The sequence below is a fragment of the Ralstonia edaphi genome (assembly GCF_958350185.1).
Taxonomy (GTDB): domain Bacteria; phylum Pseudomonadota; class Gammaproteobacteria; order Burkholderiales; family Burkholderiaceae; genus Ralstonia; species Ralstonia edaphi.
Window position 1 is genome coordinate 869,628 of sequence record NZ_CATWHI010000001.1, and the last position, 23,057, is coordinate 892,684.

Here is a 23,057-nt window from a genome sequence, read left to right on the forward strand (position 1 = left end):
CCCTCGCTCAGCATCAGTGCAAGTGAATCGTCACGCGCTGGTCGCCCTGCACGTCGATGGCGGCATCGTCAAATGCGGGCGGCCCGAAACGGCCACGTGCATCACGGCTGAAGCCGTAAGGCTCGATGGGAATGCCGGCCGGGTTGGTGCCAAGTTTGCCGTCGTTGTTGGCGTCATGGAAGACCGACAACGCGTAGCGCCCCGCCGGCAAATCCGGATAGATGAAGGTGACGTTGCTGCCGGACACGCTTTCGAGCGCGGCAATGTCGGCACGGACGGCCGAATCGGGCTTCAGCCAACCGGTGGTGTCGCGGAACATCGCGGCGCGCACCGCGCCTTGGCGCCCTTGTGCGCCCTCCACCACAACAGTCAGCGTCGCGGCGGATGCGCTTGCGGCGAGCGTCATCGCTAGTAGGGCCAGCGCAGTACGCGGCAGAGAAAACATGGCTGTCATGAAAGTCTCCTGAGTGGCCGGCGATGCGTTGGTCAGCCGGCGGTCAGGAGGCAATGTAGGGGCGCGCGCTGTACCGGTCAGCGCGCATGCGACGAAGTGCGGGCGCCGGGGCGCAAACGGTCGCTTGCGGGCGATGAACGGATCACGAGCATTGGAACGGATCACGCCGGACGTGCAGACTAAAACGCCCGCCGGAGGGGGCGGGCGTGACGTGGTGTCGGCGGCTAATGCGGCAAGCTCGACAACCGGTGGTCGGCCAGCAGCACGCTGGCGCTCAAGGCAAGCTGCGCGGAGATGAACCCCTCGGGCATTTCAACGTCTTCCCAGTCGCAGACGATATGGCCAGCGCGGCAAATCTGGAAACGGGCCGTCCAGCGATGATCATCGCGTTGCAGCGGATCAACGAAGATGACATGCGCACCATGTGTCACTTCCTGAATCGGCATTGTGGTTCCCCGTTGTTGATCGTTGGAGGACCACCTTAACAAAGGCACGTGACACAAATCTGTCCGCCGCTCACCTACAAATGGGGGAGGGCGCACCTCAACCGACCAGCGGATCGGGACGCGCAGACGAGCGCGTACCGGGCAGCGGATGGTTATCGGGGCCGTAATACGTAAACACTGCCGAGAATTTGACCGCGCCAGTTTGGTTGGCGCGGGCCGCATGGAAGGTGTTGCAATGAAAGAGCAGCACGTCGCCGGGCAGCAATGGCACGGGGCGCGCTGTGTCGATCAGCGCGCGGTTTTCTGGCAAGTCCTGGCGCAGAAACAGCTTGGCGTCGAACCGGTCGGCGGGCAAATCGAGCGTGTGGCTGCCGGGAATCACCCACAGACAACCGTTGTCGACCGTTTCTTCCACCAGAGCCAGCCACGACGACACCAGCTCATTGCGCGCGAACGACCAATAACGGCTGTCGCGGTGCCAATGCGTGGCGGTGCCAAACGCCGGGTGCTTCGTCATCACGCAGTTGTGGTGCGCGAGCGAAAGATGCACAGGGCTCCCAATCAGTTGCGCAATCGCGGCCGCCACGCGCGGGTCGCGCGCCCATTCCGTATAAGGGGTGCCGCGAGAATCCGCGTCGAGCAGACGGCGCACCGTGTGGCCTCCCTCGGCCTCGCGCGAAAGGGGGGCCCCGGCATAGCCGACGTCGGTTTCCAGCTCCACCGGCGCCGCAGCGCGGGCCAGCCCGTCCTGCGCGGCCGCAAGCAACGCCGCGCTCACCTGCTGGCTGACAAACCCGCGCAACACGACGTAGCCATGCTCCTTGAAGAAGGCTTGCTGCTCGTCGGAAAGCGGGTGTGCGTGGGTGGCAGTGGGGGCAGACGCGGACATGGCGGAAAGAGCGTACGGAGACGGCGAAAGAGAACGAGTGTAACGCGCCGCCGTATGCGTTGCAGGCCCGACATCCGGCGGGCCTGCGCAGGATCAAACGCGATATGCGCGGTCCTGCTGGGGCCCTACCAAAACGCCTGTTGGCCCGACAGGCGGAAATACTTTGCGATCACCATCAAACCGAGCAGGCGCTCCTGGTCTCGGTTCATGAATTGCGCCACCCACTGATTGGCGTTGCGCACGATCGCCAATGCATCACCAGGATATTTACTGTAATGCTCCATTTTCTCCTGAAGGTCGGAATAATCGTCCTTCAGCAGGACATAATGGACATCCGGAATCAACCGCCCTTCCATGAACCACGTTTCATACCGGGGGCGTCGCATAAAGCAAAGCGAATTGGATGCCATGATCCATTTCAGGTTCGTTGCCACGTCGTTCCCCTCGACGCTCACAATAAACTTGTATTGCAGTTGCTCCGCAATCGTCATGGGCGCTTTGTAAGTCGCCTTCCCAATCTCCGATTTTCGTGTGTCGCCGATGTTGACGTGCGGCAAATCATGGCACCGCTCCACGAAGGCTTTGCGGTGTTCCTGATGACAAGGGCCACGAAACACCGCCATGGGTTTCTTGTCGTGGAAGTCGATCGTGTCGCGCGCCAGCGAAAAATGCCGGATGGCGTCCAGCTTCAAGAGAATCCCTTTATGCGACGTGCTCTTGATGGGACGGCTCTTCACGAACGCGGGGTGGTTCGGCTCGGCCGTGACGTCTCCGCAGTCGTAGTCGAAGCTGTAGCCCGGGCCGAAATAATCCATCAGATCGACAAGATCATAGAAATAGGTGCTGCCTATTTCACAATCCTTGTCGACAACCGTGCTTGTCGAGGATTTCAACAGGAAATTCGAATACTCGACAGCGTTGCGGCTCGGCTGGAATGTCTCTGAAATCGAATTGTAATAACTCAATCGATCAATGACATTCTGCATGGCATGACGTCCGCCTCTGCTCTTCAGAAGCGCCTCTGCCCTTCCATTTTTTGTCGCAGGGGCCAGAAAATGGCTGGAGGCATTTGAAAAGTAATACCAGAATTTTCTTGCAGAGACCCTGCTCAAGCGGTATTTGAAATGACGCATGAACCAAAAGATGCAGCGGAAATTTAAACCGGGAGCGCCGCTTTTCGGGTGAATGTCGCAGCCCCACGCGCAGATAAAAAGTGGCGAGAGGCCTACTTTTTTGCTCGCCGCCGATGCTTGGTACTGCCGGTCGCGCTGCCGTTCACATAGCGCACCGCCCCTTTTCCTATCCGCATCCGCAGCGGGCCTTACTTTACCGTAAGAAACTTGCGTCTCATTCCGTTTCTGGTGGGGCGAGCCGCGTCCGCCGGTGTCGGGTCTGTTCACGGCCGCTTGGCCGTTGTCACGGCGTCACAGTTTCCTTGCAGCGGGGGGGGGGGAGGCCGGCCCGTCACGCAGCGCCCCCGGCTCCGGAAGCGAGCCGGTGGCCCTTCCCCCCTCTTGTTACTGCACTTCCAACGCGGTCACGGTCAGTGCGCCGTTGACCTTCTCGGCGACAAAGTGGACTTTGCTGCCCACCTGTACTTTGGCGAGCATTGCCGGATCCTGGACGCGGAACACCATCGTCATGGCGTCCATGTCGAGATTGACGAGCGGCCCGTGCTTGATGGTCAGCTTGCCGGCAGCGGTATCGATCTTCTTGATCTCACCCTCAGACATCGGGGCGGGAGTGGTGACGGCAGGCGCGGAAGCGCCATCTTCGGCCGCCTGGGCGAACGGTGTGCCGGCGAGCAGCGCGGCGAGCATCAGGGCGTGACGAAACATCTTGGGCTCCTTGTCGAAAGAGGTGTTGAAGAGAGATCAGGACTTGGTGCCGCGCACCTGCACGGCGCCGCGCATGCCGGCCTCGAAATGTCCGGGCTGCAGACACGCAAACTCGACCGAGCCGCTGCGCGTGAAGTGCCAGACGATCTCGCCGCGCTGGCCCGGGTCAACGGTGACGGCGTTGCCGTCGGCGTGCTCCATTTCGGGGTGCTTGCGCATTTGTTCGGCGTGGGAGAGGAGGTCGGCCGGTGTGCCCAGCGTCATCTCATGCCGCACGCGGCCGTTGTTGACGACCTCGAAGCGGATCGTCTCGCCGCGCTGGACGATGATCTGCGCGGGCGTAAAGCGCATGGTGTCGGCCATGTCGACGCGCACGTTGCGTGTGATGCGGGCGGCGTCGCCGGGTTCGCCGATGGCGGCATCGCCATGGTCATGCCCGCCGGCGTGATCGCCGGATGCGTGCGCGATGGCGGCCATCGACATCAGCGCGGCCAGGAAGGTGGAACGGATCAGATTGCGTTGCATGTTCGGTCTCGGTTTCGTATGGGATGTGGATTCAGCTTCGATCAGTCGTCGATGCCGGTGCCGGTGTATTCGTAGGCGACGGTGCCCTTCGGGTGCTTGTACCAACCGGGGTCGGCGTAGCTGTTGCGCGGCAGATCGCGGCGCACCTTCATCACCGTGAACATGCCGCCCATTTCAATGGCGCCGAACGGGCCCTGCCCCGTCATCATCGGCAGCGTGTTGTCGGGCAGCGGCATTTCCATCTCGCCCATGTCGGCCATGCCGGCCTGGCCCATGCCCATGTAGTCGGGCACCAGCGCGTTCATCTTCTTGGCGAGGTCTTTCTGCTGCACGCCGATCATGGTCGGCACGTTGTGCCCCATGGCGTTCATCGTGTGGTGCGACTTGTGGCAGTGGAAAGCCCAGTCGCCGGGGTTGTCGGCAATGAATTCGATGGCGCGCATCTGGCCTACGGCAATGTCCGTCGTCACCTCCGGCCAGCGCGCGCTGGGCTGAACCCAGCCGCCGTCGGTGCCTGCGACTTCGAAGGTATGGCCATGCAGATGCATCGGGTGGTTCGTCATGGTGAGGTTGCCCATGCGGATGCGCACGCGATCGCCCAGACGCACGGGCAATGGGTCGATGCCGGGGAAGACGCGGCTGTTCCACGTCCACATGTTGAAGTCGGTCATCTGGGCAACGCGCGGCGTGTAGGAGCCGGGATCGATGTCGTATGCGGCGAGCAGGAAGACAAAGTCGCGGTCGACGCGGTGCTGCGCCGGGTCTTTCGGATGCACGATGATCGAGCCCATCATGCCCATCGCCATCTGCACCATCTCGTCGGAATGCGGGTGGTACATGAAGGTGCCGGACTTCTTCATCTCGAACTCGTAGACGGAGGTTTTGCCGGGCGGAATGTGCGGCTGCGACAGACCGCCCACGCCGTCCATGCCGGCGGGCAGGATCATGCCGTGCCAGTGCACCGTGGTGTGCTCGGGCAGCTTGTTGGTCACGAAGATGCGCACACGATCGCCTTCCACGCATTCGATCGTCGGACCGGGGCTCTGGCCGTTGTAACCCCAGAGGTGGCCCGTCATGCCAGGGGCGAATTCGCGCTCGACGGGCTCGGCCACGAGGTGGAACTCCTTCCAGCCGCCGCGCATGCGCCACGGCAGCGTCCAGCCGTTGAGCGTGACGACCGGGTTGTAGGGCCGGCCGTTGGGCGGCGCGAGCGGCGGCTGCGTGGCGGGCTTCGATTGCAGCGGTGCCTCGGGCAGCGAGGCGGCGCCGGCGCGCGAGACCATCGCTGCGCCCAGCATGGCCACGCCCGTGCCGCCGAGAAATTGACGTCGGGAAATCATGTTCAATGTCCTTGGGGAGAGGTCGGCGCAGGGGCTGCCGCATTTGCTTCAGCCGGCGGCAGCTTGCCGCCCAGCGCCATCTGCAAGTCGGTCTGTGCAATCCAGTAACCGCGCAGCGCGTCGATGTAGCCGTTCACGGCATTCACCTGCTCGCGCGCATCGGCCAGCAGTTCGAACACGCTCGCGAGCATGCCGTTGTAGCGCAGCAGCATCTCGTCGGAGATGCGCTTGCGCACGGGCACGACCTCATCGCGGTAGTGGCGGGTGAGGTCATATGCCGTCTGGCAGCGCACATACGATTCGCGCACTTCCGAACGCGCACGCACAGCCGTGTCGGCAAGCTGGTCGGCCGCCTGCATGTAGATCGACTGCGCGCGCGCCACGCGGGCACCGCCCCAATCGAACAGCGGGATCTCGATGCTGATCTCGTAGCCCGTTTCACGTGGCTCGTTGGATTTGCTGTTGCGCACGTAGCCGAGATCCAGCACGTTGATGAAGCGCGTGGCCTGCGTGAGCCCCAGCGACGATGCCAAGCCCTCGACCTGCAACTTGCCGGCCTGGATATCGAGCCGGTTGCGCAGCGCGTAGGCTTCGATCTGCTGCAGTTCCGGGCGATCCTTCGGCAGGTCGGGCAGCCGTTCCGGCAGCTTGAAGTCGGTATCTGCGCCCCACACACCCAGCAGGCGGATCAACGCCTCGCGTTCGGCCTGGGCCTGCTGACGCGCGCGCGCCAGGCTTGCGGTGGCGTCCGCATAGAAGGCGTGTTCACGGGCGCGATCGAGCTTGCTGAAGTTGCCGGCAGATGCCAGGCGCTTGGCGAACTCGGCCCCGGCTTCGGCAGCCTGCTGAACCTGCTCCGCATAGCGCGCGGATTGCTCCGCCGCCACGGCATTGACGTAGGCGCGGCGTGTGTCTGCGGCCACCTGCAGCATCTGGTTGGCGACCAGCAGCTTGGTCTGCTCGAAGTAGCGGCTTTCGATGCGCGTGGCCATCGGCAGCGTCAGCAGGTTCAGGAACGACAGCGAGAACGTGCGTTCGATCGAGAGGTCGTCGCCGCTGCGCGTGCGCTTGAAACTGAAGCCGGGATTCGGCAGGCGGCTGGCCTGCACGAGCGCGGCTTCCGATAGCCCCAGCTCCGCATACGAAGCCTGCAAGCCACGGTTGTTCAGCAGCGCGATCTGCACGGCGCTGTCCATCGTCAGCGGCGGGGCCAGCAGCTCGCGCGTGCGTTGCGCGGCGCTGTCGCGTGCTTCCGCTGAACGCTGCCAGGTGGCGTCCTTGCCCAGCCGCTCGCGCGCCACATCGGCAACGCTCTTGAAACCGCTGTCTTGCGTGATGGTGGCGCAGCCGCTCACCAGCAGCGTGGCCGCCAGGGCGCACAGGGCCAGGCGACGTGTGGAAAGTTTGAGCACGGCGCCTCCTAATGGTGATGCATGCCGGGCATGGATTCGCCGGCAGGCTTGTTGGAGGGAGCGACCGGCGCACTCGCGGGCATGGCGTGCCCTGCGTGGCCGCCCTGCGCGGAGGCACCGGACTTGGGCTTCGGGCTTACGGCCGCGTTGGTCTCGCGCCAGGGTGCAGGACCGCTATCGCGATACGCGTGGTAACTGTCGAATGTGCGGGGCACGGTTACGGCCGGCACAGCGGCGTCCGCATTCAGTGGATCAGACGGAGATGCCATCGGCGCTGACGCAGCGCCCTGCGCCAACACCCATGGCGGCGCCAGCGCCAGCAGCGTGGCGGCCACGAACCATCGTGTGAGAAACATGAGAAACCTCGATCAAGCGTGATGACGTACGGCCGCATGCGGCACATGGAGCCGTCAAACCAGATGCCAGCCCGTTCTATGGACGGACTGGTGGCGTCAAACGCGAATCGAGGGTGGACGTTGCAGCGCTTCGGGAATGAAGCTGCGGAAGGAAACAGCCAAGCCGCGCGGCGCAGCGGCCGGCAGCTTGATCAGCGGCATGCCAAGGCTGGCAGCCAGGGGAACGACCGAACCGAGCGAACAGGCCGCGCAGATCGGGCAGGTCTTGCAGTGCGACTGTGCCGGCGCTTTCGATTCGTTGCCAGCTGCCGCGGCGTCTTCGTGCTCATGGCAGGCATCGGACATGACGGCGTCGTCATCCGGCGTTGCCATGGCAACCATCGCATCATCCATTGCACCGCCGCGCGCCATCATGGTCGTCGCGGCAAACCCTTGCAGGGGCAGTGCCAGGACAACCAGCCAGAGCAGGAGGCGGGTGAGGAATCGATACATGGAAAACAGGACGGGCTGAAAATCGTTTGCCGCGGAAACCGGTAGTGTAGCGCGATGCCATCAAATTTCGCGCAATGCAGCACAAGATGGGTCGAGCGCGGCACAATGACGCCCTGCTGCGTACCCATTTCTGCGCACCCTGCTTTTCCCATCATTCCAGCTTCAACGCCCCCATGAATACGCAATCCCACCAGCTCAGCATGACCGTGCTGATGACGCCCGACATGGCCAATTTTTCCGGCAACGTGCACGGCGGCCACATCCTCAAGCTGCTCGATCAGGTCGCCTATGCGTGCGCGAGCCGCTACGCCGGTCGCTATGTCGTGACGCTGTCGGTGGACCAGGTGGTGTTCCGCCAGCCGATTCACGTGGGTGAGCTGGTGACGTTCCTCGCGTCGGTCAACTACACGGGGCGCACGTCGATGGAAATCGGTATCAAGGTCGTGACGGAGAACATCCGCAACCAGGTGGTGCGCCATACCAACAGCTGCTACTTCACGATGGTGGCTGTGGATGACGACGGCAAACCGGCCGACGTGCCCCCGTTGGCGCCGGCCAACGCAGAAGAACAGGAACGCTTCGAAGCCGCGCAGCAGCGCCGCGCCCTGCGGCAGGAAATGGAAGCCCGGCACAAGGCGATCAAGGCCACCTACAGCACGCCGGTTTCGGGCGCCTGAGCGGCCTGCCTACGCAGTCAGCAAAGAACCCCAGGCCGCGTGGTATCGCGGTCGCGCATCGTTATCCACAGGCTTACCCACTGTTTCTGTGGATAACGCGCGCCGCCCGTGTTGCGCAAACGCGCTCCGGCTCGATGCGGCCTACGGCTGAGGGAGCCCGCGCAGGAACACGAGCATCGCGACGTTGAACAACGCGGGGCGCTGCAACGGCGCGAAATGGCTTACGCCCGGCAGCAACACGAACTGTGCATCCGGAATGGTGTGCGCCAGATAGTGTGCGTGCTCGGGCCGGATGAACTCGTCGTGTTCGCTCTGCGCGATCGTCACCGGCACGCGCGTCGCGGCAAGTTCCGCGGCCGTTGCGTTGGGCTGCGTCTGCATCATTTCGGTGACGGCCGCGACGAATGCATCGAAATCGTCGGGTGTGGATGAGAGCGCGGTGTAATCCTTTCGGTGGCGCTCGAAGCAGCGATCGATGACGGGCGTGGGCGAAAAGGGCCTGACGCCGGTCGGGTCCATGTTGCAGCCGAAAAAGAACACGCCCGTGGCGCGTTCGGGCGTCTGCATGGCGAGGGTCAGCGCGACGCAAGCGCCGTCGCTCCAGCCGATGAAGGCGGCGCGGTCGATGTGCAACGCATCCATGACGGCCCGCACGTCGGAAGCCATGCGCGTGTAGGCGTAAGGTTGCGCATCGCGTGTGCTGCGGCCGTGCCCACGGCTGTCAATGACGATGGGCCGGTAGCCCCCGCCCGTGAGTGCCGGAACCTGATACCCCCAATTGCCGCTATGGCCAAGCCCGCCGTGCAGCAGGATCACAGGCGTGCCGGCGCCGAAGGTGGCGTACCAGATGCGGGCGCCGTCGTGCTCGACATGGCCTTGCTCGACGGCGGTGGGCAGCGGTTCAGCGCCGTGGGCGGCAAACCGCGTCAGATCGTCATCGAAGGCGTCCACGTCGATCGGGGGTTCAACCTGCGTAGCCCAGCGCTGCGAACTGCTGCTTGAACCACCAGTAGCAAAGCGCCGCAGCCGCCGCAAAGATGGCGACGAGCACCCAGCCAAGCGGCGTGAGGCGCTTGCGTTCGGCGTCACGGTAGGCCAGCTTGTCGCCGCCCACCACAAACGCCAAGCCGAACACCAGACACGCCGGCACCAGCACCATCGCCTTGAGCGAGTACCGCACCGTGGGCGCGCCAGCCTGTGCCTCGTGCAGCGGCCCGAGGATGAAGAACCAGCCGATCACCGCGCCGACGATGAGCACCAGCACGCCGCCAAGGCGGGTCTTGAGATCTTGAGACATGGGGGTTTCCGAGGGATGAGTCGACCAGCGCCATAAACCGGCGCCATCGTGATCCCGCGAGAATAGGCAAGGCGCATCAGTCATGCAACTTGTGTTAAGCCCGTTAACACAAGCGGCAAACCCGACGCAGATTAGCGCCCTTCTTCGATCTGGATGCCGAGCTCATTGAGCACCTCGCGCGCCGATCGAAATGCTTCGATGGCCGCCGGCGCACCCGCATAGATGGCGCTATGCAGCAGCACTTCGCGGATCTCCACCGCCGTTGCGCCGTTGTTGATGGCGCCGCGCACATGACCTTTGAGTTCGGTGCTGCGGCCCAGCGCGGCAAGCATCGCGCAGGTGCACAGGCTGCGCGTCTTGAGGTCGATGCCGTCACGCTGCCACGTGCTGCCCCAGGCGTGTTCGTTGAGCCAATCCTGCAGCGGTGCCGAGAAGGCATCCAGCCCGCTCATCGCGCGTTCCACGAATGCGTCGCCCATCACCTGGGCGCGGCGTACACGCCCTGCCTGCTTGTCTTGTTCCGACACGATGCCCTCCTCGTCTTGAAAACCAGGTCGATCAGGCCGGCTTGACCAGCAACATCATCAGCGCGGTACCCAACAGCACTGCGCAGAAGGCCAACCGCAGACGCCGCGCTGAAAACCGATACGCCAACGCCACACCCCACGACACGCTGGCAATACCACCGGCGGCCAGCGGAATGCCCGTTCCCCAATCCACATGGCCGGCATGCGCATACGTTGCAAGTGCGATGAGGGAGCCGGGCACCACCAGCGCGAGCGCCATGCCCTGGGCGCGTGTCTGCGGCATACCGAAGAACGTCACCAACGCCGGCACTACCACCAGGCCGCCGCCCACCGTGAAGATGCCCGACATCGCCCCGCTTGCAATGCCCATCAATGGCAGCGCGGCCGCCGGCATGGCATGCGGAGCGGCGGGCGCAGGATCAGCAGCATTCGGTTTCTCTTTGATCTGTGAAGCGAAGTACAGCGCCAGGACGATCAGGAATACGGCAAACGCCGTATGCAGGAGGTGCGCGTCCAGCCCCGCCGCAAAGCGCGCGGCAACGTAGGTCGCCGCCATCGAGAACACGCAGATCAGCGCGACGGAACGCAGATGCACCGGATGCCGCTGGTGATACCGCCAGAAGCCGATCAGCACATTGGGCGCAATCATCACCAGCGCGGTGCCCTGCGCCAGGTGCTGGTCCATTCCGTACAGGTAGCCGAGCACAGGGATGGCGATCAGCCCGCCGCCAATGCCGAGCAAACCGCCTGCAACGCCAAGGCCCATGCCGAGCAGCAAATTGACCAGACCCGTGAGAACCGCGTGAGACGCCATGCCGACAAGAAAGGAGGGACGAGAAACAAACGCGGCGGCGCGCTGTATCCGCTACAGCGCGCCGCCGGAAGTGAAGCTCGGATTGTAGCGCCCGCCGTTACGCCGGGGTTTAGGCAAGATGCGCAGCGAAGCCCGATTTTCCCGGCGCGATTTCCGCCCGCAGCGTGAGTGCCGGAATCTCGTAATCACCGGCGTTCTGCCGACGGAACGGGATCGGCGCAGTGGTGAACAAGGTGTCGAGTCGCTCGCCCAGCGCGCGCGTGGTCTGCGCAAAGCGCGCCTCGTCCATGCGGCCGGTGCGGTAGCTCACGAACGGCGGCACCACATCGAAACCGGGGTAGTACAGGATGCCGTGCTGGATCGGAAACAGGATGTCGTCGATCGGGCCGTTGATGCCGCGCGGGCTGTAGTGCGACTCCCAGCCGCCGGTCGTCACGATCAGCATGGCGCGTTTGCCGGCGAGCGTGCCTTCACCGTAGCGGTCGCCCCAGTGGGTGTCGGAGTGCTCGCCAACGCCATAGGCGAAGCCGTACGCATAGACGCGCTCGACCCAGCCCTTGAGGATGGCCGGCATCGAAAACCACCACAGCGGAAACTGCAGGATCACAGCGTCGGCCCAGCGCAGCTTGGCTTGCTCCGCGGCGATGTCCGGGGCCTGCAGGCCGTTCTCGAAGGCGTACTTGGAATCCAGCGACGGGTCGAAACGCCGGCCAACCGGCGCAACGGTGCTGTCACTGGCATCGAGCACTGCCTTCCACTGCATGGCGTACAGATCCGATACCTGCACGGTGTGGCCGGCGGCCTGCAGACGCTGGACGGCAAAGTCCTTGAGGGCACCGTTGAGCGACTTGGGTTCGGGATGGGCGTAAACAATCAGAACATTCATGGTGGCAGCTCCAAATGAGGAATTGGCTCCAGAATGCGGTCCGGCCAGGTATATTGGAAATGAATTGTTCATATTCCAGGCATAGCCATGAATAATCTCAGACGGTTGGACCTGAACCTGCTGGTGACGCTCGATGTGCTGCTGACCGAGCACAACGTCACGCGTGCGGCGGAGCGGCTGAACTTCTCGCAGCCTTCCGTGAGCGTGCATCTGGCCAAGCTGCGTGCCATCTTCCGCGACCCGCTTTTGCTGCCGGGCCCGCGCGGTATGCGCCCCACCGCCCGCGCTGAAAGCCTGCGTGAACCGCTGCGGTTGGCGCTGGAAGCACTGGAGCAGGCGGTCGCGCCCGCCAGCCCGTTCGACCCGGCACACGCCGCCAACACCTGGCGCGTGGCCGCCACGGATTACGGCGAATCCACCATCGCGCTGCCGGCGCTGAACACGCTGCGATCAAGCGCGCCGGGCACGCGGCTCGCCATACTGGAGCTGGTCCCTACTCGCCTGGAAAAGCAAGCCGAGCAAGGGGAGATCGATCTCGCGTTCCACACCACAGAGGGCGCACCACCGGGCCTGCGCCGCCGTACGCTGTTCACTGAACGCTATGTGCTGATCGGCCGCGCGGGGCACCCGCGCCTGAAGCGCAAGCCCACACTGGCGCAGTTCTGCACGCTCGATCACGTGATCGTGTCGCCCGATGGCGGTGGCTTCTTCGGCGTGACAGACGAAGCCCTGGCGGCAGCCGGTGCCACTCGGCGCGTCGTGCTCTCGGTGCCGCACTTCCTGTTTGTGATGACAGCGGTGGCGAGCACTGACATGGTCGCCATGCTGCCCGAGCGGCTCGTGCGCGGCGCCAGCGCGCTGCAGGTGGTCGAACCGCCGGTGGAGGTGCCCGGCTATGAGATGTCGATGCTGTGGCACGAGCGCGTGCATCGAGACCCCGGGCATCAGTGGTTGCGGGATGTGATTGCAGGCGCGGTCTGAAGAACCGCGCCGCCACCGTTCCCCTACTTGCACTGCTGTTTCTTGATGGACACGTCAGTCAAGTCGGCGGCGGTGTAGAGCGCCGGCACGTTCGGGTCGCCGGCAATCGTCATTGCCGCGTTCAGGTTCGCCAAGGCCTGGAGGTGGCCGGCCTCGCCGCTTGCAAAGCGCTGCTGTTCCGATTTCGATGCGCCGTACATGCCGTTGCACAGCAACGCCTTGCGGAAGATTTCCAACACCGCGATCCGCGCAAAGTATGTCTCGCGCCGCTCGGCCGCTGTGGCGGGCGCGTGGTTGATCTTGGCGTAGTGGTGGGTGCACTGGGCGCCGAGAATCGGGTACGCCTCCTTGATGCCGTCACATGTTGCGACGGTCGCGGGCGGCGCAGCCAATGCGGCGGCAGCCGCCAGCGATGCAATCAGGGACACCAACGCCAACAGCGCGATGCGGATGACGGGCACATTCGAGCGGATGTTCATTGCAGGTTCTCCTCAGTCAGTTACGTGAACAAGAAACACAGCGGCAACCGATAGCGCTGCGTGAACTGACGATACGGGGGAGCTCTGTGGCGGCGGAATGCACCAGACGTTCTGGCGCAGGCCAGGGGAAACGTGGCATGGGAGAAACGGGCCAAGCCGCCCGAGGTGCATTTGGCGTCGACGGTTGATTGCCATGGCAATGCGCAACGTGGGCTGCAGACAACGCTTCACGCGGCAGCCGGCCCGTTTGCGCAATCTCCGTTTGCCCGCTCCGCGCGGCCCCGGTAGAGTCTTCCCCCAATGGGTTCACACCCAGAGGTCTGGGCAAAACCGGAGTGATCCGGCGACGCAAAGCTATAGGGACTTCGCTGGACGAAGTCAGCCAGTTGCCCGCCAACCCGCAACGGGAGCGGGCCTGATGACATACGCAACGAACTGCGTGGTCGGGGGCACATAATGAAAACGATACAAACGGGGGGGCGTTCGCCCACATTCGCCACGCTGGCCGTGGCATCGCAAATGGGCAACGCAAAGCGCAGGTTCGCACGGGCCGCCTATGCCGCATTCGCCCTGATGTCCGGCGCGCTGATGGGCGCATCGCATGCCAGCGCTGAAGGGCTGCTGGTGCCGTCGTACATCTATCCGTCAGGCACAGGCGCAACGCAGTGGAGTGCGCTGGCCACAGCGGCAACGTCGGTACCCACCACGGTCATCCTCAACCCGAACAGCGGCCCGGGCACCACGCAGGATGCCAACTACGTTGCTGCCGTCGCCAAGGTCCGTGCCGCAGGCGGCAAGGTGATCGGGTACGTCTCCAGCTCGTACGCCAACCGGTCGTTGTCGGCCGTGGTGCAGGACATCAACACCTACCAGGCGCTGTACCAGGTCGACGGCTTCTTCATCGACGAGATGACCGCCGACAGCACGACCGCGCACATCCAGTTCTATCAGTCGGTCTACAACTACATCAAGGGGTTGTCGCCCAACTACACGGTCACGGGCAACCCGGGCACCAATGTGCCGGAGATCTACGCCAGCCTGCCGGTGGCAGACCAGATCGTGGTGTTCGAAGACAGCGCCAAGCACTACGCCAGCTATGCGCCGCTGGCGTGGCAGGCCAACTATCCGAAGGCGCGCTTTGCGCACATCGTCTACGCCGCGTCGGCCACGCAGATGCAAACTTTCGTTCGCAACGCGTCAGGCAAGGGCGCTGCTGCGGTGTTCATCACGAACAAGACGTTGCCGAACCCGTATGGCGCGCTGCCGACTTACTGGAGCCAGGAGGTGTCCGCCACGGCCGTTGCCCCGTGACCGCGCGGGCGTGACGCACGCCGCATGTGCGGGCTGATGCTCCGCACATGCTTTATATTCGGGGCCACACTGCATCCCCCCTTCGCCGCCTGCCGGCGTTGAGGCAACAACAAGGAGAACCCCGTGGCCCTTTCTTCCAACAAGCTGCCCCCCTGGACTGTCGCCGCCCCGCTGCTCGCGTGGGTGGTGCTGGTCGGCGGCTCGTTCATGACGCCCCCCGGCTGGCTCATCGCACTGATGGCGCTGGCACTGGCGGGGGCCGTCTTCGCTGCCGTCCACCATGCCGAAGTCGTCGCGCACAAGGTGGGCGAGCCCTTCGGCACGCTCGTCCTGGCAATTGCCGTGACCGTGATCGAAGTCGCGCTGATCGTGTCCGTCATGCTCTCGTCCGGGCCAGAGAAAGCAGGCCTAGCGCGCGACACGGTGTTTGCCGCCGTCATGCTGATCTGCAACGGCATCGTCGGCGTGTGCCTGTTCGTGGGCGGCCTGCGCCACCGCGAGCAAGCGTTTCAGGCACCGGGCGCCACCGCCGCGTTGGCCGTGCTGGCTGCGCTGGTCACGCTGACCATGGTGCTGCCCAACTACACCAGTTCCACGCCGGGCCCCGTCTTGTCTTCGTCGCAGTTGGCCTTTGCCGGCGTGACTTCGCTCGTGCTGTACGGCTGCTTCGTCATCGTGCAGACCATCCGCCACCGCGACTACTTCCTCGTCGACAGCGCCAATGAAGACGTACACGCACCGCCGCCGCCCGCACGCGTGGCGGCGCTCAGCGCGGTGTTGCTGATGGTGTCGCTGGTGGCCGTCGTCGGGCTGGCGAAGGTGCTGTCGCCTTCAGTGGAAGCCGCCATCCTGAATGCCGGCGCGCCGCCCGCCACGGTCGGCATCGTCATCGCCGCGCTGGTGCTGCTGCCGGAATGCCTGGCAGCCCTGCGCGCCGCCAATGCAGACCGCATTCAGACCAGCCTGAACCTCGCGCTGGGCTCGGCGCTGGCGAGTATCGGCCTGACCATCCCGACCGTAGCCGCCGTGTTCATCTGGATCGGCCGTCCGCTCGAGCTGGGCCTCGGTCCCAAGGAAATGGTCCTGCTGTTCCTCACGCTGATCGTGTCGTCGCTCACGCTGGGCAAGGGCCGCACGACCATCCTGCAAGGCGTCGTGCATCTGGCGATCTTTGCGGCGTACCTGTTTCTCTCGATCGTGCCCTGAGCAGCGCGCACGGTAGCGAGTCGAAGTGTTGGGCGCCCTGGGCGCCCTTCTTTTTTGGCGCCACGCCCGGCGCTACTCCACCGGCTCCATGCTTTGCAGCAACGTGGGAATCAACTCCGACACCGTCGGGTGAATGTGCATGGCGCGGCTGATGGTCGTGTACGGCGCCTTGGCATACATCACGTCGAGAATCGAATGCACGGCCTCGTCGCCGCCCACGCCGAGGATCGACGCGCCCAGGATTTCGTGCGTCTGCGCATCGACCACGACGCGCATGAAACCCTGGCTCTCGCCCTTCTCCACTGCGCGGCCGACGCGCGTCATCGGGCGGTTGCCGACCAGCAGCTTGCGCCCTGATTGCTTTGCCTCCGAGAGCGACATGCCGACGCACGCAAGCGGCGGGTCGATGTACATGGCGTAGGCCTGAATGCGGTCCGACACCTTGCGCGGGTCGTCGTCCAGCAGATTGGCCGCCACGATCTCGTAATCGTTGTAGGCCGTGTGCGTGAAGGCGCCGCGGCCGTTGCAATCGCCCAGGGCCCAGATGCCCGACACGTTGGTGCGCAACTGATCGTCAACGACGATATTGCCGCGCTTGTCGATTTCCACGCCGGCCTTGTCGAGGCCGAGATCGTCGGTATTGGGCACACGCCCCACGGCCATCAGCAGATGCGAGCCCGACACCTCGCGCGCGCCGCTGCCGCACTCCAGGCCGACCACGACGTTGGCGCCGTCGCGTCGCACGCTCAGGCAATCGGCGTTGACCTGCACGTCGATGCCTTCCGCTTCCAGAATCTCGCGCACCGCCTGCGATACGTCTTCGTCTTCACGCGCGATCAGGCGCGGGCCTTTCTCGACAATCGTCACGCGCGAACCGAAGCGGCGGAACATCTGGCCGAACTCCAGCCCGACGTAGCTCCCGCCGATCACCACAAGGTGATCGGGCAGAAAATCCACGTCCATCATGGTGGAGTTGGTGAGAAACGGCACGTGGTCGAGCCCTGGCATGGAGGGCACCAACGCCCGGCCGCCAACGTTGACGAAGATGCGTTCGGCTTCAAGCAGCTCGTCGCCAACGCGCACCGTGCGCGCGCTTTCGAAGCGGGCATGGCCCTGGAAGACCATGCAGTGCTCCAGGCCGCGCACCCATTGCTCTACGCCATGGCTGGAACGTCCGGAAATCTCATCCTTACGGGCCTTCACGCGCTGCATGTCGACGGTGACACCGCCGTCGATCATCACGCCGTATTCGGCCGCACGCTGGGCCATGCGCGCTGCATAGGCGCTGGCCACCATGGCTTTCGTGGGGATGCAGCCGGTGTTGACGCACGTACCGCCAAAGCGGCCGCGCTCGACGATGGCGACCTTCATGCCGGCGCCCGACAGGCGCGCCGCCAGCGGAGGGCCGGCCTGGCCGGTGCCGATGATGATGGCGTCGAAGCGTTGCGTCATGGCGCTCTCCTTCGTGTGGTTGCCGACGGCAGCCGTCTCGCTATGGTAGGCGCCGCACGTGGCAACGGCGAGTCGCGACGACAGGTTTTGCCGACCGCGCCGTCGCCGGAAGGAAAGCAAGAAAGCGGCCGGTGCGCTCAGTGGCGAGCGCACCGGCGCATCAGATCAGTGGTGGTGATGGTGCTTGCCGTGGCGACGGTAGCCGCGGCCGCGGTCGTCGCGGTCGGAGTACGAATTGCGCTGCACGTTGCCGCCCAGTGCTGCACCCGCGCCGCCACCCAGGCCGGCGCCCACGATGCCGCCCGTATGGCCGCCCATGGCATTGCCTGCAGCCGCCCCCACGCCGCCGCCCAATGCGCCGCCCACGATGGCGCCCTTGCGCTCGCGGCCGTTGGCCGTCAACGCGCCGCCAGCGCCGCCGCCGATCGCCCCGCCGATCACCGAGCCGGTCTGCCCGCCGAGCGCGCCGCCCACGGCCGCGCCGCCAGCGCCACCCAGCGCGCCGCCCAGGGCATTGCGCAGGTCATCCGCCGCTGCGGGCAAGGCCGTCAGGCCGGCGAGCGTTGCCACAATCACGGCCGGTGCAATTTTCTTCAACATGGTGTTCTCCTTATGCGCAAATGCAGGATGCGGCACTCGCCTCAATGGGGGGCCGATCCGGGCTCGATGAGTTCGGAGCGGAGAATACAAGCCGCCCAACGGGCCGGGTTAAACACATTCGTCAATCTCGTAACAGAATGTTGCCGATTTGAGCCCATCCGTAAGCCGTTGATAAGACACACAGAACAGGAGAACCCATGCCCAGCTACATCGCCTTCCTCCGCGCCGTGAACGTGGGCGGCACCGGCAAACTGCCCATGGCCGAGTTACGCGCAATGTGTGAATCCATCGGCCTGACCGGCGTACGCACCTACATTGCCAGCGGCAACGTGGTCTTTCAGAGCCGGCTGGCGGAAGCGACCATCAAGTCGAAGCTGGAACGCTGCCTGGAGGACTACGCCGGCAAACCCGTGGGCGTACTTGTGCGCACGGGCGCCGAGCTGGCGGCGGTGCTGGAAGGCAATCCGTTCAAGACGGCGGCGCCCAACCGGACAGTCGCGATCTTCCTGGACACCCCACCGCCCCCCGATGCATTGGCCGCCGCCACCGGCCTTCGGACGGAAGAGATGGCCCTGGGCACCCGCGAAATCTACGTGCACTACGGCGACGGCATGGCCGATTCCAAACTGAAGATCCCCGCCGCCAAGACGGGGACGGCGCGCAACATGAACACCATCGCCACGCTGGTCGACTGGGCCGCCGAATAGCGGCCCTCAGCGCCCGTCATTGCGCTGCCGATTTGCGCTTGGTCATGTGGTGAAAATACGCCAGCAGATCGTTGAGCTGCGCATCGGACAGCGTCTTCTCGTCGATGGCCGACATGCGTGCGTTGGGCCACCAGCGCAGGGATTGCGGATCGCGGATCAGGTGGCGCAGTTTCTCGTCGCCGAGGTATTCCACCGGGCTGTACGGCACGTTCAGATCGGGCCCCAGGTTGGCATCGCCGGCGCGATTGAGGGTGTGGCACGAAAAGCAGACGCGCTGGAACGTGGCGAAACCGCGCATGACCGGGCCGTCTGCGGGCAGCCCCGCGGCGGGCCGGATGGCCGCGAAGCGCTCGCCCGGCAGCGCGGCCACGTCGATGCGCACGATGCTGTAAGTCCACAGGCTTTCGTTCACGAGCGACGCCTTGGCCGGCGGCGCCGTCCAGATCAGCCGGAACGGGCCAATGTCCTGGCCCTTGAGCGTCGGCCACGGCGCGGCGGGGTCTTCCACGGCCAGCCAGGCGCGCGGGCCGTCGGCGCGATCGCCCAGCAGCAGGCGCATCGGCAGGTGCGAAACGTAGCCGTCGCTGGCGGCGGTGGTGGCACTGGCCTCGGGGCTGACCGCCTGCCCTTGGAACAGCGCCGTCACCGGGATCGCCTTGAAGGTCAGGCGGGCCTTCAGGTTCTGGTCTTCCACGGTCACGCTGGTCAGGTGCGGATCGCGCAGCAATGCCTCGCGCGACAGCGTGCGGTGCTCGGTGCCGATGTTGACGGTCAGCGTCGCGCCGTCATCGGGGGCATCGGCCGCATGGGCGGCGCTGCCGAACGCCACGCATGCGCAGAGCGTCCATCCAGCGATCGTCGCAAGCCAGGTCTTCATGGGGTCTCCTGTCGGCACATCGGGCCGGAAATCGGGTCATTTCGTTGCGACGAGAGTGTAGGCAAGCGCACGAGGTTTGGCACGGTTTTCGTTATCGATCCACCTGCGCCTGCACGTGCTGCTTGACGGTCTGCAACGCGGCGTCGAGCCGGTCGAGCGCGACGGAGCCCAGCGCCAGCCGCAACGCATGCGGTACCTGCTTCGATGTCGCAAACGGCTCTGCGGTGGACACGGAGATGCCGTCCTGCTGCAGCGCCACGGCAACGCGGTCGGCGCGCACCTCGGGCGGCAGCGCAAGCCAGACAAAGTACGAGGTTGGATGCGTGACCAGCGTCAGCCCGGCCAGCGCCTTGCGGGCAATCGCCTGACGGGCTGCCGCATCGCGCCGTTTCTCGGCCTCCAGGCGCTCGACGGTGCCGTCGTCCAGCCATGCGCAGGCGAGGCTCGTGACAATGGCCGGGGTGTTCCACGTCGTGGCGCGGATGGCGCGTTCCAGCTGCGGCATCCACGCTGCGGGCGCGGCAACGAAGCCGAAACGCAGGCCGGTGGCCACGCTCTTCGAGAGGCCGGAGATGTAGACCGTCGATTCCGGCGCCAGCGCGGCCAGCGGCGCGGGCGGGTTGTCTTCCAGAAAGGCGTAGGCCGCGTCTTCCACGGCGAGCAGGCCGTGGCGACGCACGATGGCCGCCAGCTGGCGCCGCCAGCCGATGCCGCTCACCCAGCCGAGCGGGTTGTGCAGGGTCGGCATGACGTAGACGGCGCGCACACGGCGGCGTGCGCACAACCGCTCCAGTGCATCCAGGTCCAACCCTTGCCCGGCGGCCGGCAGCGGCGCCAGTTCCAGATGCAGCATCTCGGCGACGACCTTGAAACCGGGATACGTCAGCGCGTCCACCGCCACCACATCGCCGGGCTTGAGCAGCGCCATCGCCGTCACGGCCAGGCCGTGCTGCGCGCCGTCAACCACAAGTACGTTGTCCGGCGCGACAGGCAAACCGCGCTGTGCCAGATGGCGCGCCAGGCAGGCGCGTTCATGCGCGCGGCCGCCATGCGGTGCATAGCGCAACAGCGCCTCCAGATCGCCTCCGGCGGCCAGCTTGCGCAGTGCGCGGCTCAGCAGCCGGGCTTGGCCGGGCAGCGACGGGTAGTTGAAGTTCAGGTCCACCACGCCGGCAGCCACGGCCTGCTGGTCGATACCCAGCCCGCGCGGCAGCGTGTTTTCGCGCACGAACGTGCCGCGCCCCACTTCGCCGCTCACCAGGCCCATCGCTTCGAGTTCGGCATATACGCGCGTGGCCGTGACCAGCGCAACGCCGTGGCGCTGCGCCAGTTGCCGGTGCGTCGGCAGGCGTGTGCCGGGCGGCAGATGGCCGCTGCGGATCTGCGTGGCCAGTTCGTCGACGAGCGGCTGGTAGCGGGCCTGGGTCATTTCCGGGGTGTACTAAGGACAATTTTTTGATTGTATTGCCCCACGCCCCTAGCATGCGGTCTATCTAAACGCGGCTGCACACGATCATGCACATCGCCATCCTGACCTTCGACGGCTTCAACGAGCTGGATTCGCTCATCGCCTTTGGCGTGCTTCACCGCATCAAGAAACCGGACTGGCGCGTGAGCCTGTGTTGCCCGCACACCGAAGTCACGTCGATGAACGGCGTGACGATGCATGCGCAATCGATGCTGGAAGACGCCCGCACCGCAGATGCCGTGCTCGTCGGCAGCGGCATCCGCACGCGCGATGTGGTGGCCGATCCGGCGTTGATGGCGCGGCTGGCGCTCGATCCGTCACGCCAGTTGATCGGCGCGCAGTGCTCCGGCACGTTGGTATTGGCCAAGCTGGGGCTGCTCGGCAGCGTGCCGGCCTGTACGGACCTGACCACCAAGCCCTGGGTGCAGGAAGCCGGCGTGGAAGTGCTGAACCAGCCGTTCTACGCCAACGGCAATGTGGCGACGGCAGGCGGCTGCTTTGCCTCGCCGTACCTGGCGGCATGGGTGATTGCGCGCACGGAAGGCATTGACGCCGCCGCAGAAGCGCTGCACTACGTCGCGCCCGTCGGCGAGAAAGAAGCCTACGTAGAAAACGCCCTGCGCAACCTGCGGCCTCACCTGCCTGGCTGATCGCGGGGGCGCGAGCAGGCCGATAGACTGGTCGGCCCTTCACGCATCGCAGATACGCGATCAGGAGTCACTTCTTGAATACGCTGACGACACTGAAGACGCTCGCCCTTCCTGTTGCGCTGCCCGTTGCCGTGGCGCTGCTGGCCCACAGTGCCGGCGCGGTTGCCGCCGAAAGCGTCGCCAACGGCGTCAAGCGCCGTGCGCCGCAGGGCATTTCCACCAGGCTGTATGCCTGCGTCGACAAGGCGCCGGACAACGCCGACGCGATCGGCGCATGCCTCTCTGCAGAGAAGGCCGCGCAGGACGAGCGCCTCGACCGCACGTACAAGACGCTGCTCGGCACATTGAACGGCAAGGCGAAAGACGCACTGATGAATTCGGAGCAGGCTTGGCAGGACTTCCACACCAGGACTGCGGCCTTTGAGACTGCCATCTACGGCAAGGGCAAGCTCGACGATCTGCAGCGCCTGGAGAACGAAGTCTTCCGCCTGAGCGAGCGCGCGAACGCGCTCGACAAGTACCTGGCCGCGAAGGGCCAGTAAGCCGTTCAGGCGTCGGCCGTCGCCGACAACCAGTTGCGCAGGATCGCCACGCTGTAGCGTGAATCCACCTGCGCGATGAACTGCGCGAAGTCCACGCTGGCCGCGTCATCCGCGCGGTCGGAAATCGTCCGGATCGCGGCAAACGGCACGCCCCACTCGTGGCACACCTGCGCCACCGCGGCGCCTTCCATCTCGACGGCCAGGGCGTCGGGCAAGGCCGTGCGCAGCACCGCGCTCTCCGCCGAGGTGCAGACAAAGCGGTCTCCGCTGACGATCAAGCCGCGATGCACCTGCGGCGCCGCAATCCCGAACGCCCGCATCACATCGGGGCCAAGCAGCGCATGCGGATCGGCCAGCACGGTGCCGGCGCTTTCCGACAGTCCGCTGGCGAGCGCCGCATCGGCGGGAAAGCGCGCCATGCCGGTCAGCGGAATCTCCCAGCGCGGGAACAGCGGCGACGCGTCAACATCGTGCTGCAGCAGTTCGTCCGACACCACGACATCGCCCACTGCCACGCCCGGCGCCAGCGCGCCGGCCACGCCGGCAAACACCACCGCGCGGACGTTGAACTGCGTGATCAGCACGGCCGTGGTGGAGGCGGCCGCCACCTTGCCGACGCGCGACAGCACCACGACCACCGCGTGGCCGTCCAGCCGGCCCGTCCAGAAATCGCGGCTGCCGATGTGGATGCACTGTGCATCGGACAGGCACGTCAGCAGTTCGTTGATCTCTTCATGCAGGGCGGCAACGATGCCGATCGGGCCACGGGCGTTGGGCTGGGAAGACGGTGTGTTCATGCAGGATGCGGCGCCGGTTTGGGACGTGGATACG

At 65.2% G+C, this 23,057-nt stretch carries 28 protein-coding genes and 1 riboswitch; of the genes, 7 read left to right on the plus strand and 21 right to left on the minus strand.

Going from position 1 to position 23,057, the window contains the following annotated elements; all coding sequences use genetic code 11:
* Positions 1 to 13: 13 nt before the first annotated feature.
* The 10 genes from R2669_RS03795 to R2669_RS03840 all read right to left on the minus strand — a co-directional run bounded on the left by R2669_RS03795 (position 14) and on the right by R2669_RS03840 (position 7,674).
* The gene (locus tag R2669_RS03795; protein WP_316898646.1) at positions 14 to 454 is read right to left on the minus strand and encodes a DUF2141 domain-containing protein; all 441 of its coding nucleotides are present in this window, start codon (positions 452 to 454) and stop codon (positions 14 to 16) included.
* 224 nt (positions 455 to 678) lie between these two features.
* The gene (locus R2669_RS03800) at positions 679 to 900 is read right to left on the minus strand and encodes a hypothetical protein (protein ID WP_147216024.1); all 222 of its coding nucleotides are present in this window, start codon (positions 898 to 900) and stop codon (positions 679 to 681) included.
* Positions 901 to 997: 97 nt separating this feature from the next.
* A complete protein-coding gene (locus R2669_RS03805; protein ID WP_316898648.1) occupies positions 998 to 1,789 on the minus strand; it encodes a phytanoyl-CoA dioxygenase family protein in 792 nt (263 codons plus the stop codon).
* A 125-nt stretch (positions 1,790 to 1,914) separates the two neighbouring features.
* Entirely contained in the window at positions 1,915 to 3,189 is a 1,275-nt protein-coding gene (locus tag R2669_RS03810) for a glycosyl transferase family 90 (RefSeq protein WP_316898651.1), read from the minus strand.
* Between the two features lie 117 nt (positions 3,190 to 3,306).
* Entirely contained in the window at positions 3,307 to 3,627 is a 321-nt protein-coding gene (locus R2669_RS03815; protein ID WP_316898653.1) for a copper-binding protein, read from the minus strand.
* Positions 3,628 to 3,663: 36 nt separating this feature from the next.
* The gene (locus tag R2669_RS03820; protein WP_316898655.1) at positions 3,664 to 4,152 is read right to left on the minus strand and encodes a cupredoxin domain-containing protein; all 489 of its coding nucleotides are present in this window, start codon (positions 4,150 to 4,152) and stop codon (positions 3,664 to 3,666) included.
* Positions 4,153 to 4,193: 41 nt separating this feature from the next.
* Positions 4,194 to 5,492, minus strand: a complete 1,299-nt coding sequence (locus tag R2669_RS03825) for a multicopper oxidase family protein (RefSeq protein ID WP_316898656.1) — start codon at positions 5,490 to 5,492, stop codon at positions 4,194 to 4,196.
* A gap of 2 nt (positions 5,493 to 5,494) precedes the next feature.
* On the minus strand, positions 5,495 to 6,904 hold the full coding sequence (locus R2669_RS03830; protein WP_316898658.1) for a TolC family protein: 1,410 nt from the start codon (positions 6,902 to 6,904) through the stop codon (positions 5,495 to 5,497).
* A gap of 8 nt (positions 6,905 to 6,912) precedes the next feature.
* Complete coding sequence (locus tag R2669_RS03835; RefSeq protein ID WP_316898659.1) at positions 6,913 to 7,260, minus strand: hypothetical protein; 348 nt, start codon at positions 7,258 to 7,260, stop codon at positions 6,913 to 6,915.
* A 96-nt stretch (positions 7,261 to 7,356) separates the two neighbouring features.
* Positions 7,357 to 7,674 carry a hypothetical protein gene (locus R2669_RS03840; RefSeq protein ID WP_316891540.1) on the minus strand — a complete coding sequence of 106 codons (318 nt, stop codon included), beginning with the start codon at positions 7,672 to 7,674 and terminating at the stop codon, positions 7,357 to 7,359.
* Between the two features lie 251 nt (positions 7,675 to 7,925).
* Here R2669_RS03840 and R2669_RS03845 point away from each other — a divergent pair, with 251 nt between their 5' ends.
* Complete coding sequence (locus R2669_RS03845) at positions 7,926 to 8,429, plus strand: acyl-CoA thioesterase (RefSeq protein ID WP_316898661.1); 504 nt, start codon at positions 7,926 to 7,928, stop codon at positions 8,427 to 8,429.
* 141 nt (positions 8,430 to 8,570) lie between these two features.
* Here the strand turns inward: R2669_RS03845 and R2669_RS03850 are convergent, their stop codons facing one another.
* The 5 genes from R2669_RS03850 to R2669_RS03870 form a co-directional block, all read right to left on the minus strand.
* Complete coding sequence (locus R2669_RS03850) at positions 8,571 to 9,380, minus strand: alpha/beta fold hydrolase (RefSeq protein WP_316898663.1); 810 nt, start codon at positions 9,378 to 9,380, stop codon at positions 8,571 to 8,573.
* 13 nt (positions 9,381 to 9,393) lie between these two features.
* Positions 9,394 to 9,726, minus strand: coding sequence for a hypothetical protein (locus R2669_RS03855; protein ID WP_316876984.1), 333 nt, complete (start codon positions 9,724 to 9,726; stop codon positions 9,394 to 9,396).
* A 131-nt stretch (positions 9,727 to 9,857) separates the two neighbouring features.
* Entirely contained in the window at positions 9,858 to 10,253 is a 396-nt protein-coding gene (locus R2669_RS03860; RefSeq protein WP_316898665.1) for a carboxymuconolactone decarboxylase family protein, read from the minus strand.
* Between the two features lie 31 nt (positions 10,254 to 10,284).
* Positions 10,285 to 11,067: a sulfite exporter TauE/SafE family protein gene (locus R2669_RS03865; RefSeq protein WP_316898667.1), complete on the minus strand. Its 783-nt coding sequence runs from the start codon at positions 11,065 to 11,067 to the stop codon at positions 10,285 to 10,287.
* 109 nt (positions 11,068 to 11,176) lie between these two features.
* Positions 11,177 to 11,953: an NAD(P)H-dependent oxidoreductase gene (locus R2669_RS03870; protein ID WP_316890133.1), complete on the minus strand. Its 777-nt coding sequence runs from the start codon at positions 11,951 to 11,953 to the stop codon at positions 11,177 to 11,179.
* Between the two features lie 87 nt (positions 11,954 to 12,040).
* Here R2669_RS03870 and R2669_RS03875 point away from each other — a divergent pair, with 87 nt between their 5' ends.
* Positions 12,041 to 12,934, plus strand: a complete 894-nt coding sequence (locus R2669_RS03875; protein WP_316898669.1) for a LysR family transcriptional regulator — start codon at positions 12,041 to 12,043, stop codon at positions 12,932 to 12,934.
* Between the two features lie 23 nt (positions 12,935 to 12,957).
* Here the strand turns inward: R2669_RS03875 and R2669_RS03880 are convergent, their stop codons facing one another.
* Positions 12,958 to 13,413: a hypothetical protein gene (locus tag R2669_RS03880; RefSeq protein WP_147215080.1), complete on the minus strand. Its 456-nt coding sequence runs from the start codon at positions 13,411 to 13,413 to the stop codon at positions 12,958 to 12,960.
* A gap of 313 nt (positions 13,414 to 13,726) precedes the next feature.
* Positions 13,727 to 13,807: riboswitch (cyclic di-GMP riboswitch) on the plus strand.
* Positions 13,808 to 13,869: 62 nt separating this feature from the next.
* Here R2669_RS03880 and R2669_RS03885 point away from each other — a divergent pair.
* Positions 13,870 to 14,724, plus strand: coding sequence for a spherulation-specific family 4 protein (locus R2669_RS03885; protein ID WP_316898671.1), 855 nt, complete (start codon positions 13,870 to 13,872; stop codon positions 14,722 to 14,724).
* A 123-nt stretch (positions 14,725 to 14,847) separates the two neighbouring features.
* The gene (locus R2669_RS03890) at positions 14,848 to 15,930 is read left to right on the plus strand and encodes a calcium:cation antiporter (RefSeq protein WP_147215077.1); all 1,083 of its coding nucleotides are present in this window, start codon (positions 14,848 to 14,850) and stop codon (positions 15,928 to 15,930) included.
* A 72-nt stretch (positions 15,931 to 16,002) separates the two neighbouring features.
* Here the strand turns inward: R2669_RS03890 and R2669_RS03895 are convergent, their stop codons facing one another.
* Together R2669_RS03895 and R2669_RS03900 are read right to left on the minus strand one after the other, a co-directional pair.
* Entirely contained in the window at positions 16,003 to 17,382 is a 1,380-nt protein-coding gene (locus R2669_RS03895; protein ID WP_316898673.1) for an FAD-containing oxidoreductase, read from the minus strand.
* A gap of 165 nt (positions 17,383 to 17,547) precedes the next feature.
* Complete coding sequence (locus tag R2669_RS03900; protein WP_316898675.1) at positions 17,548 to 17,982, minus strand: hypothetical protein; 435 nt, start codon at positions 17,980 to 17,982, stop codon at positions 17,548 to 17,550.
* Between the two features lie 197 nt (positions 17,983 to 18,179).
* Here R2669_RS03900 and R2669_RS03905 point away from each other — a divergent pair, with 197 nt between their 5' ends.
* Complete coding sequence (locus tag R2669_RS03905) at positions 18,180 to 18,689, plus strand: DUF1697 domain-containing protein (protein WP_316898676.1); 510 nt, start codon at positions 18,180 to 18,182, stop codon at positions 18,687 to 18,689.
* A 16-nt stretch (positions 18,690 to 18,705) separates the two neighbouring features.
* Here the strand turns inward: R2669_RS03905 and R2669_RS03910 are convergent, their stop codons facing one another.
* Together R2669_RS03910 and R2669_RS03915 are read right to left on the minus strand one after the other, a co-directional pair.
* On the minus strand, positions 18,706 to 19,566 hold the full coding sequence (locus tag R2669_RS03910; protein ID WP_316898678.1) for a c-type cytochrome: 861 nt from the start codon (positions 19,564 to 19,566) through the stop codon (positions 18,706 to 18,708).
* Positions 19,567 to 19,657: 91 nt separating this feature from the next.
* A complete protein-coding gene (locus R2669_RS03915) occupies positions 19,658 to 20,995 on the minus strand; it encodes an aminotransferase-like domain-containing protein (RefSeq protein ID WP_316898680.1) in 1,338 nt (445 codons plus the stop codon).
* A gap of 86 nt (positions 20,996 to 21,081) precedes the next feature.
* Here R2669_RS03915 and R2669_RS03920 point away from each other — a divergent pair, with 86 nt between their 5' ends.
* Positions 21,082 to 21,684 carry a DJ-1/PfpI family protein gene (locus R2669_RS03920; protein ID WP_102065820.1) on the plus strand — a complete coding sequence of 201 codons (603 nt, stop codon included), beginning with the start codon at positions 21,082 to 21,084 and terminating at the stop codon, positions 21,682 to 21,684.
* A gap of 74 nt (positions 21,685 to 21,758) precedes the next feature.
* The gene (locus R2669_RS03925; RefSeq protein WP_316898682.1) at positions 21,759 to 22,226 is read left to right on the plus strand and encodes a lysozyme inhibitor LprI family protein; all 468 of its coding nucleotides are present in this window, start codon (positions 21,759 to 21,761) and stop codon (positions 22,224 to 22,226) included.
* A gap of 5 nt (positions 22,227 to 22,231) precedes the next feature.
* Here R2669_RS03925 and R2669_RS03930 read toward each other — a convergent pair whose 3' ends face one another.
* A complete protein-coding gene (locus R2669_RS03930) occupies positions 22,232 to 23,023 on the minus strand; it encodes a 5'-methylthioadenosine/adenosylhomocysteine nucleosidase (protein WP_316898684.1) in 792 nt (263 codons plus the stop codon).
* Between the last annotated feature and the right edge of the window lie 34 nt (positions 23,024 to 23,057).

What these genes read in the sequence shown, in the direction of transcription:
- R2669_RS03795 (WP_316898646.1), bottom strand. Translation starts at nt 454, where the DNA reads ATGACAGCCATGTTTTCTCTGCCGCGTACTGCGCTGGCCCTACTAGCG.
- R2669_RS03800 (WP_147216024.1), bottom strand. Translation starts at nt 900, where the DNA reads ATGCCGATTCAGGAAGTGACACATGGTGCGCATGTCATCTTCGTTGAT.
- R2669_RS03805 (WP_316898648.1), bottom strand. Translation starts at nt 1,789, where the DNA reads ATGTCCGCGTCTGCCCCCACTGCCACCCACGCACACCCGCTTTCCGAC.
- R2669_RS03815 (WP_316898653.1), bottom strand. Translation starts at nt 3,627, where the DNA reads ATGTTTCGTCACGCCCTGATGCTCGCCGCGCTGCTCGCCGGCACACCG.
- R2669_RS03820 (WP_316898655.1), bottom strand. Translation starts at nt 4,152, where the DNA reads ATGCAACGCAATCTGATCCGTTCCACCTTCCTGGCCGCGCTGATGTCG.
- R2669_RS03825 (WP_316898656.1), bottom strand. Translation starts at nt 5,492, where the DNA reads ATGATTTCCCGACGTCAATTTCTCGGCGGCACGGGCGTGGCCATGCTG.
- R2669_RS03835 (WP_316898659.1), bottom strand. Translation starts at nt 7,260, where the DNA reads ATGTTTCTCACACGATGGTTCGTGGCCGCCACGCTGCTGGCGCTGGCG.
- R2669_RS03840 (WP_316891540.1), bottom strand. Translation starts at nt 7,674, where the DNA reads ATGATGGCGCGCGGCGGTGCAATGGATGATGCGATGGTTGCCATGGCA.
- R2669_RS03845 (WP_316898661.1), top strand. Translation starts at nt 7,926, where the DNA reads ATGAATACGCAATCCCACCAGCTCAGCATGACCGTGCTGATGACGCCC.
- R2669_RS03855 (WP_316876984.1), bottom strand. Translation starts at nt 9,726, where the DNA reads ATGTCTCAAGATCTCAAGACCCGCCTTGGCGGCGTGCTGGTGCTCATC.
- R2669_RS03865 (WP_316898667.1), bottom strand. Translation starts at nt 11,067, where the DNA reads ATGGCGTCTCACGCGGTTCTCACGGGTCTGGTCAATTTGCTGCTCGGC.
- R2669_RS03870 (WP_316890133.1), bottom strand. Translation starts at nt 11,953, where the DNA reads ATGAATGTTCTGATTGTTTACGCCCATCCCGAACCCAAGTCGCTCAAC.
- R2669_RS03875 (WP_316898669.1), top strand. Translation starts at nt 12,041, where the DNA reads ATGAATAATCTCAGACGGTTGGACCTGAACCTGCTGGTGACGCTCGAT.
- R2669_RS03880 (WP_147215080.1), bottom strand. Translation starts at nt 13,413, where the DNA reads ATGAACATCCGCTCGAATGTGCCCGTCATCCGCATCGCGCTGTTGGCG.
- R2669_RS03885 (WP_316898671.1), top strand. Translation starts at nt 13,870, where the DNA reads ATGAAAACGATACAAACGGGGGGGCGTTCGCCCACATTCGCCACGCTG.
- R2669_RS03895 (WP_316898673.1), bottom strand. Translation starts at nt 17,382, where the DNA reads ATGACGCAACGCTTCGACGCCATCATCATCGGCACCGGCCAGGCCGGC.
- R2669_RS03900 (WP_316898675.1), bottom strand. Translation starts at nt 17,982, where the DNA reads ATGTTGAAGAAAATTGCACCGGCCGTGATTGTGGCAACGCTCGCCGGC.
- R2669_RS03905 (WP_316898676.1), top strand. Translation starts at nt 18,180, where the DNA reads ATGCCCAGCTACATCGCCTTCCTCCGCGCCGTGAACGTGGGCGGCACC.
- R2669_RS03910 (WP_316898678.1), bottom strand. Translation starts at nt 19,566, where the DNA reads ATGAAGACCTGGCTTGCGACGATCGCTGGATGGACGCTCTGCGCATGC.
- R2669_RS03915 (WP_316898680.1), bottom strand. Translation starts at nt 20,995, where the DNA reads ATGACCCAGGCCCGCTACCAGCCGCTCGTCGACGAACTGGCCACGCAG.
- R2669_RS03920 (WP_102065820.1), top strand. Translation starts at nt 21,082, where the DNA reads ATGCACATCGCCATCCTGACCTTCGACGGCTTCAACGAGCTGGATTCG.
- R2669_RS03930 (WP_316898684.1), bottom strand. Translation starts at nt 23,023, where the DNA reads ATGAACACACCGTCTTCCCAGCCCAACGCCCGTGGCCCGATCGGCATC.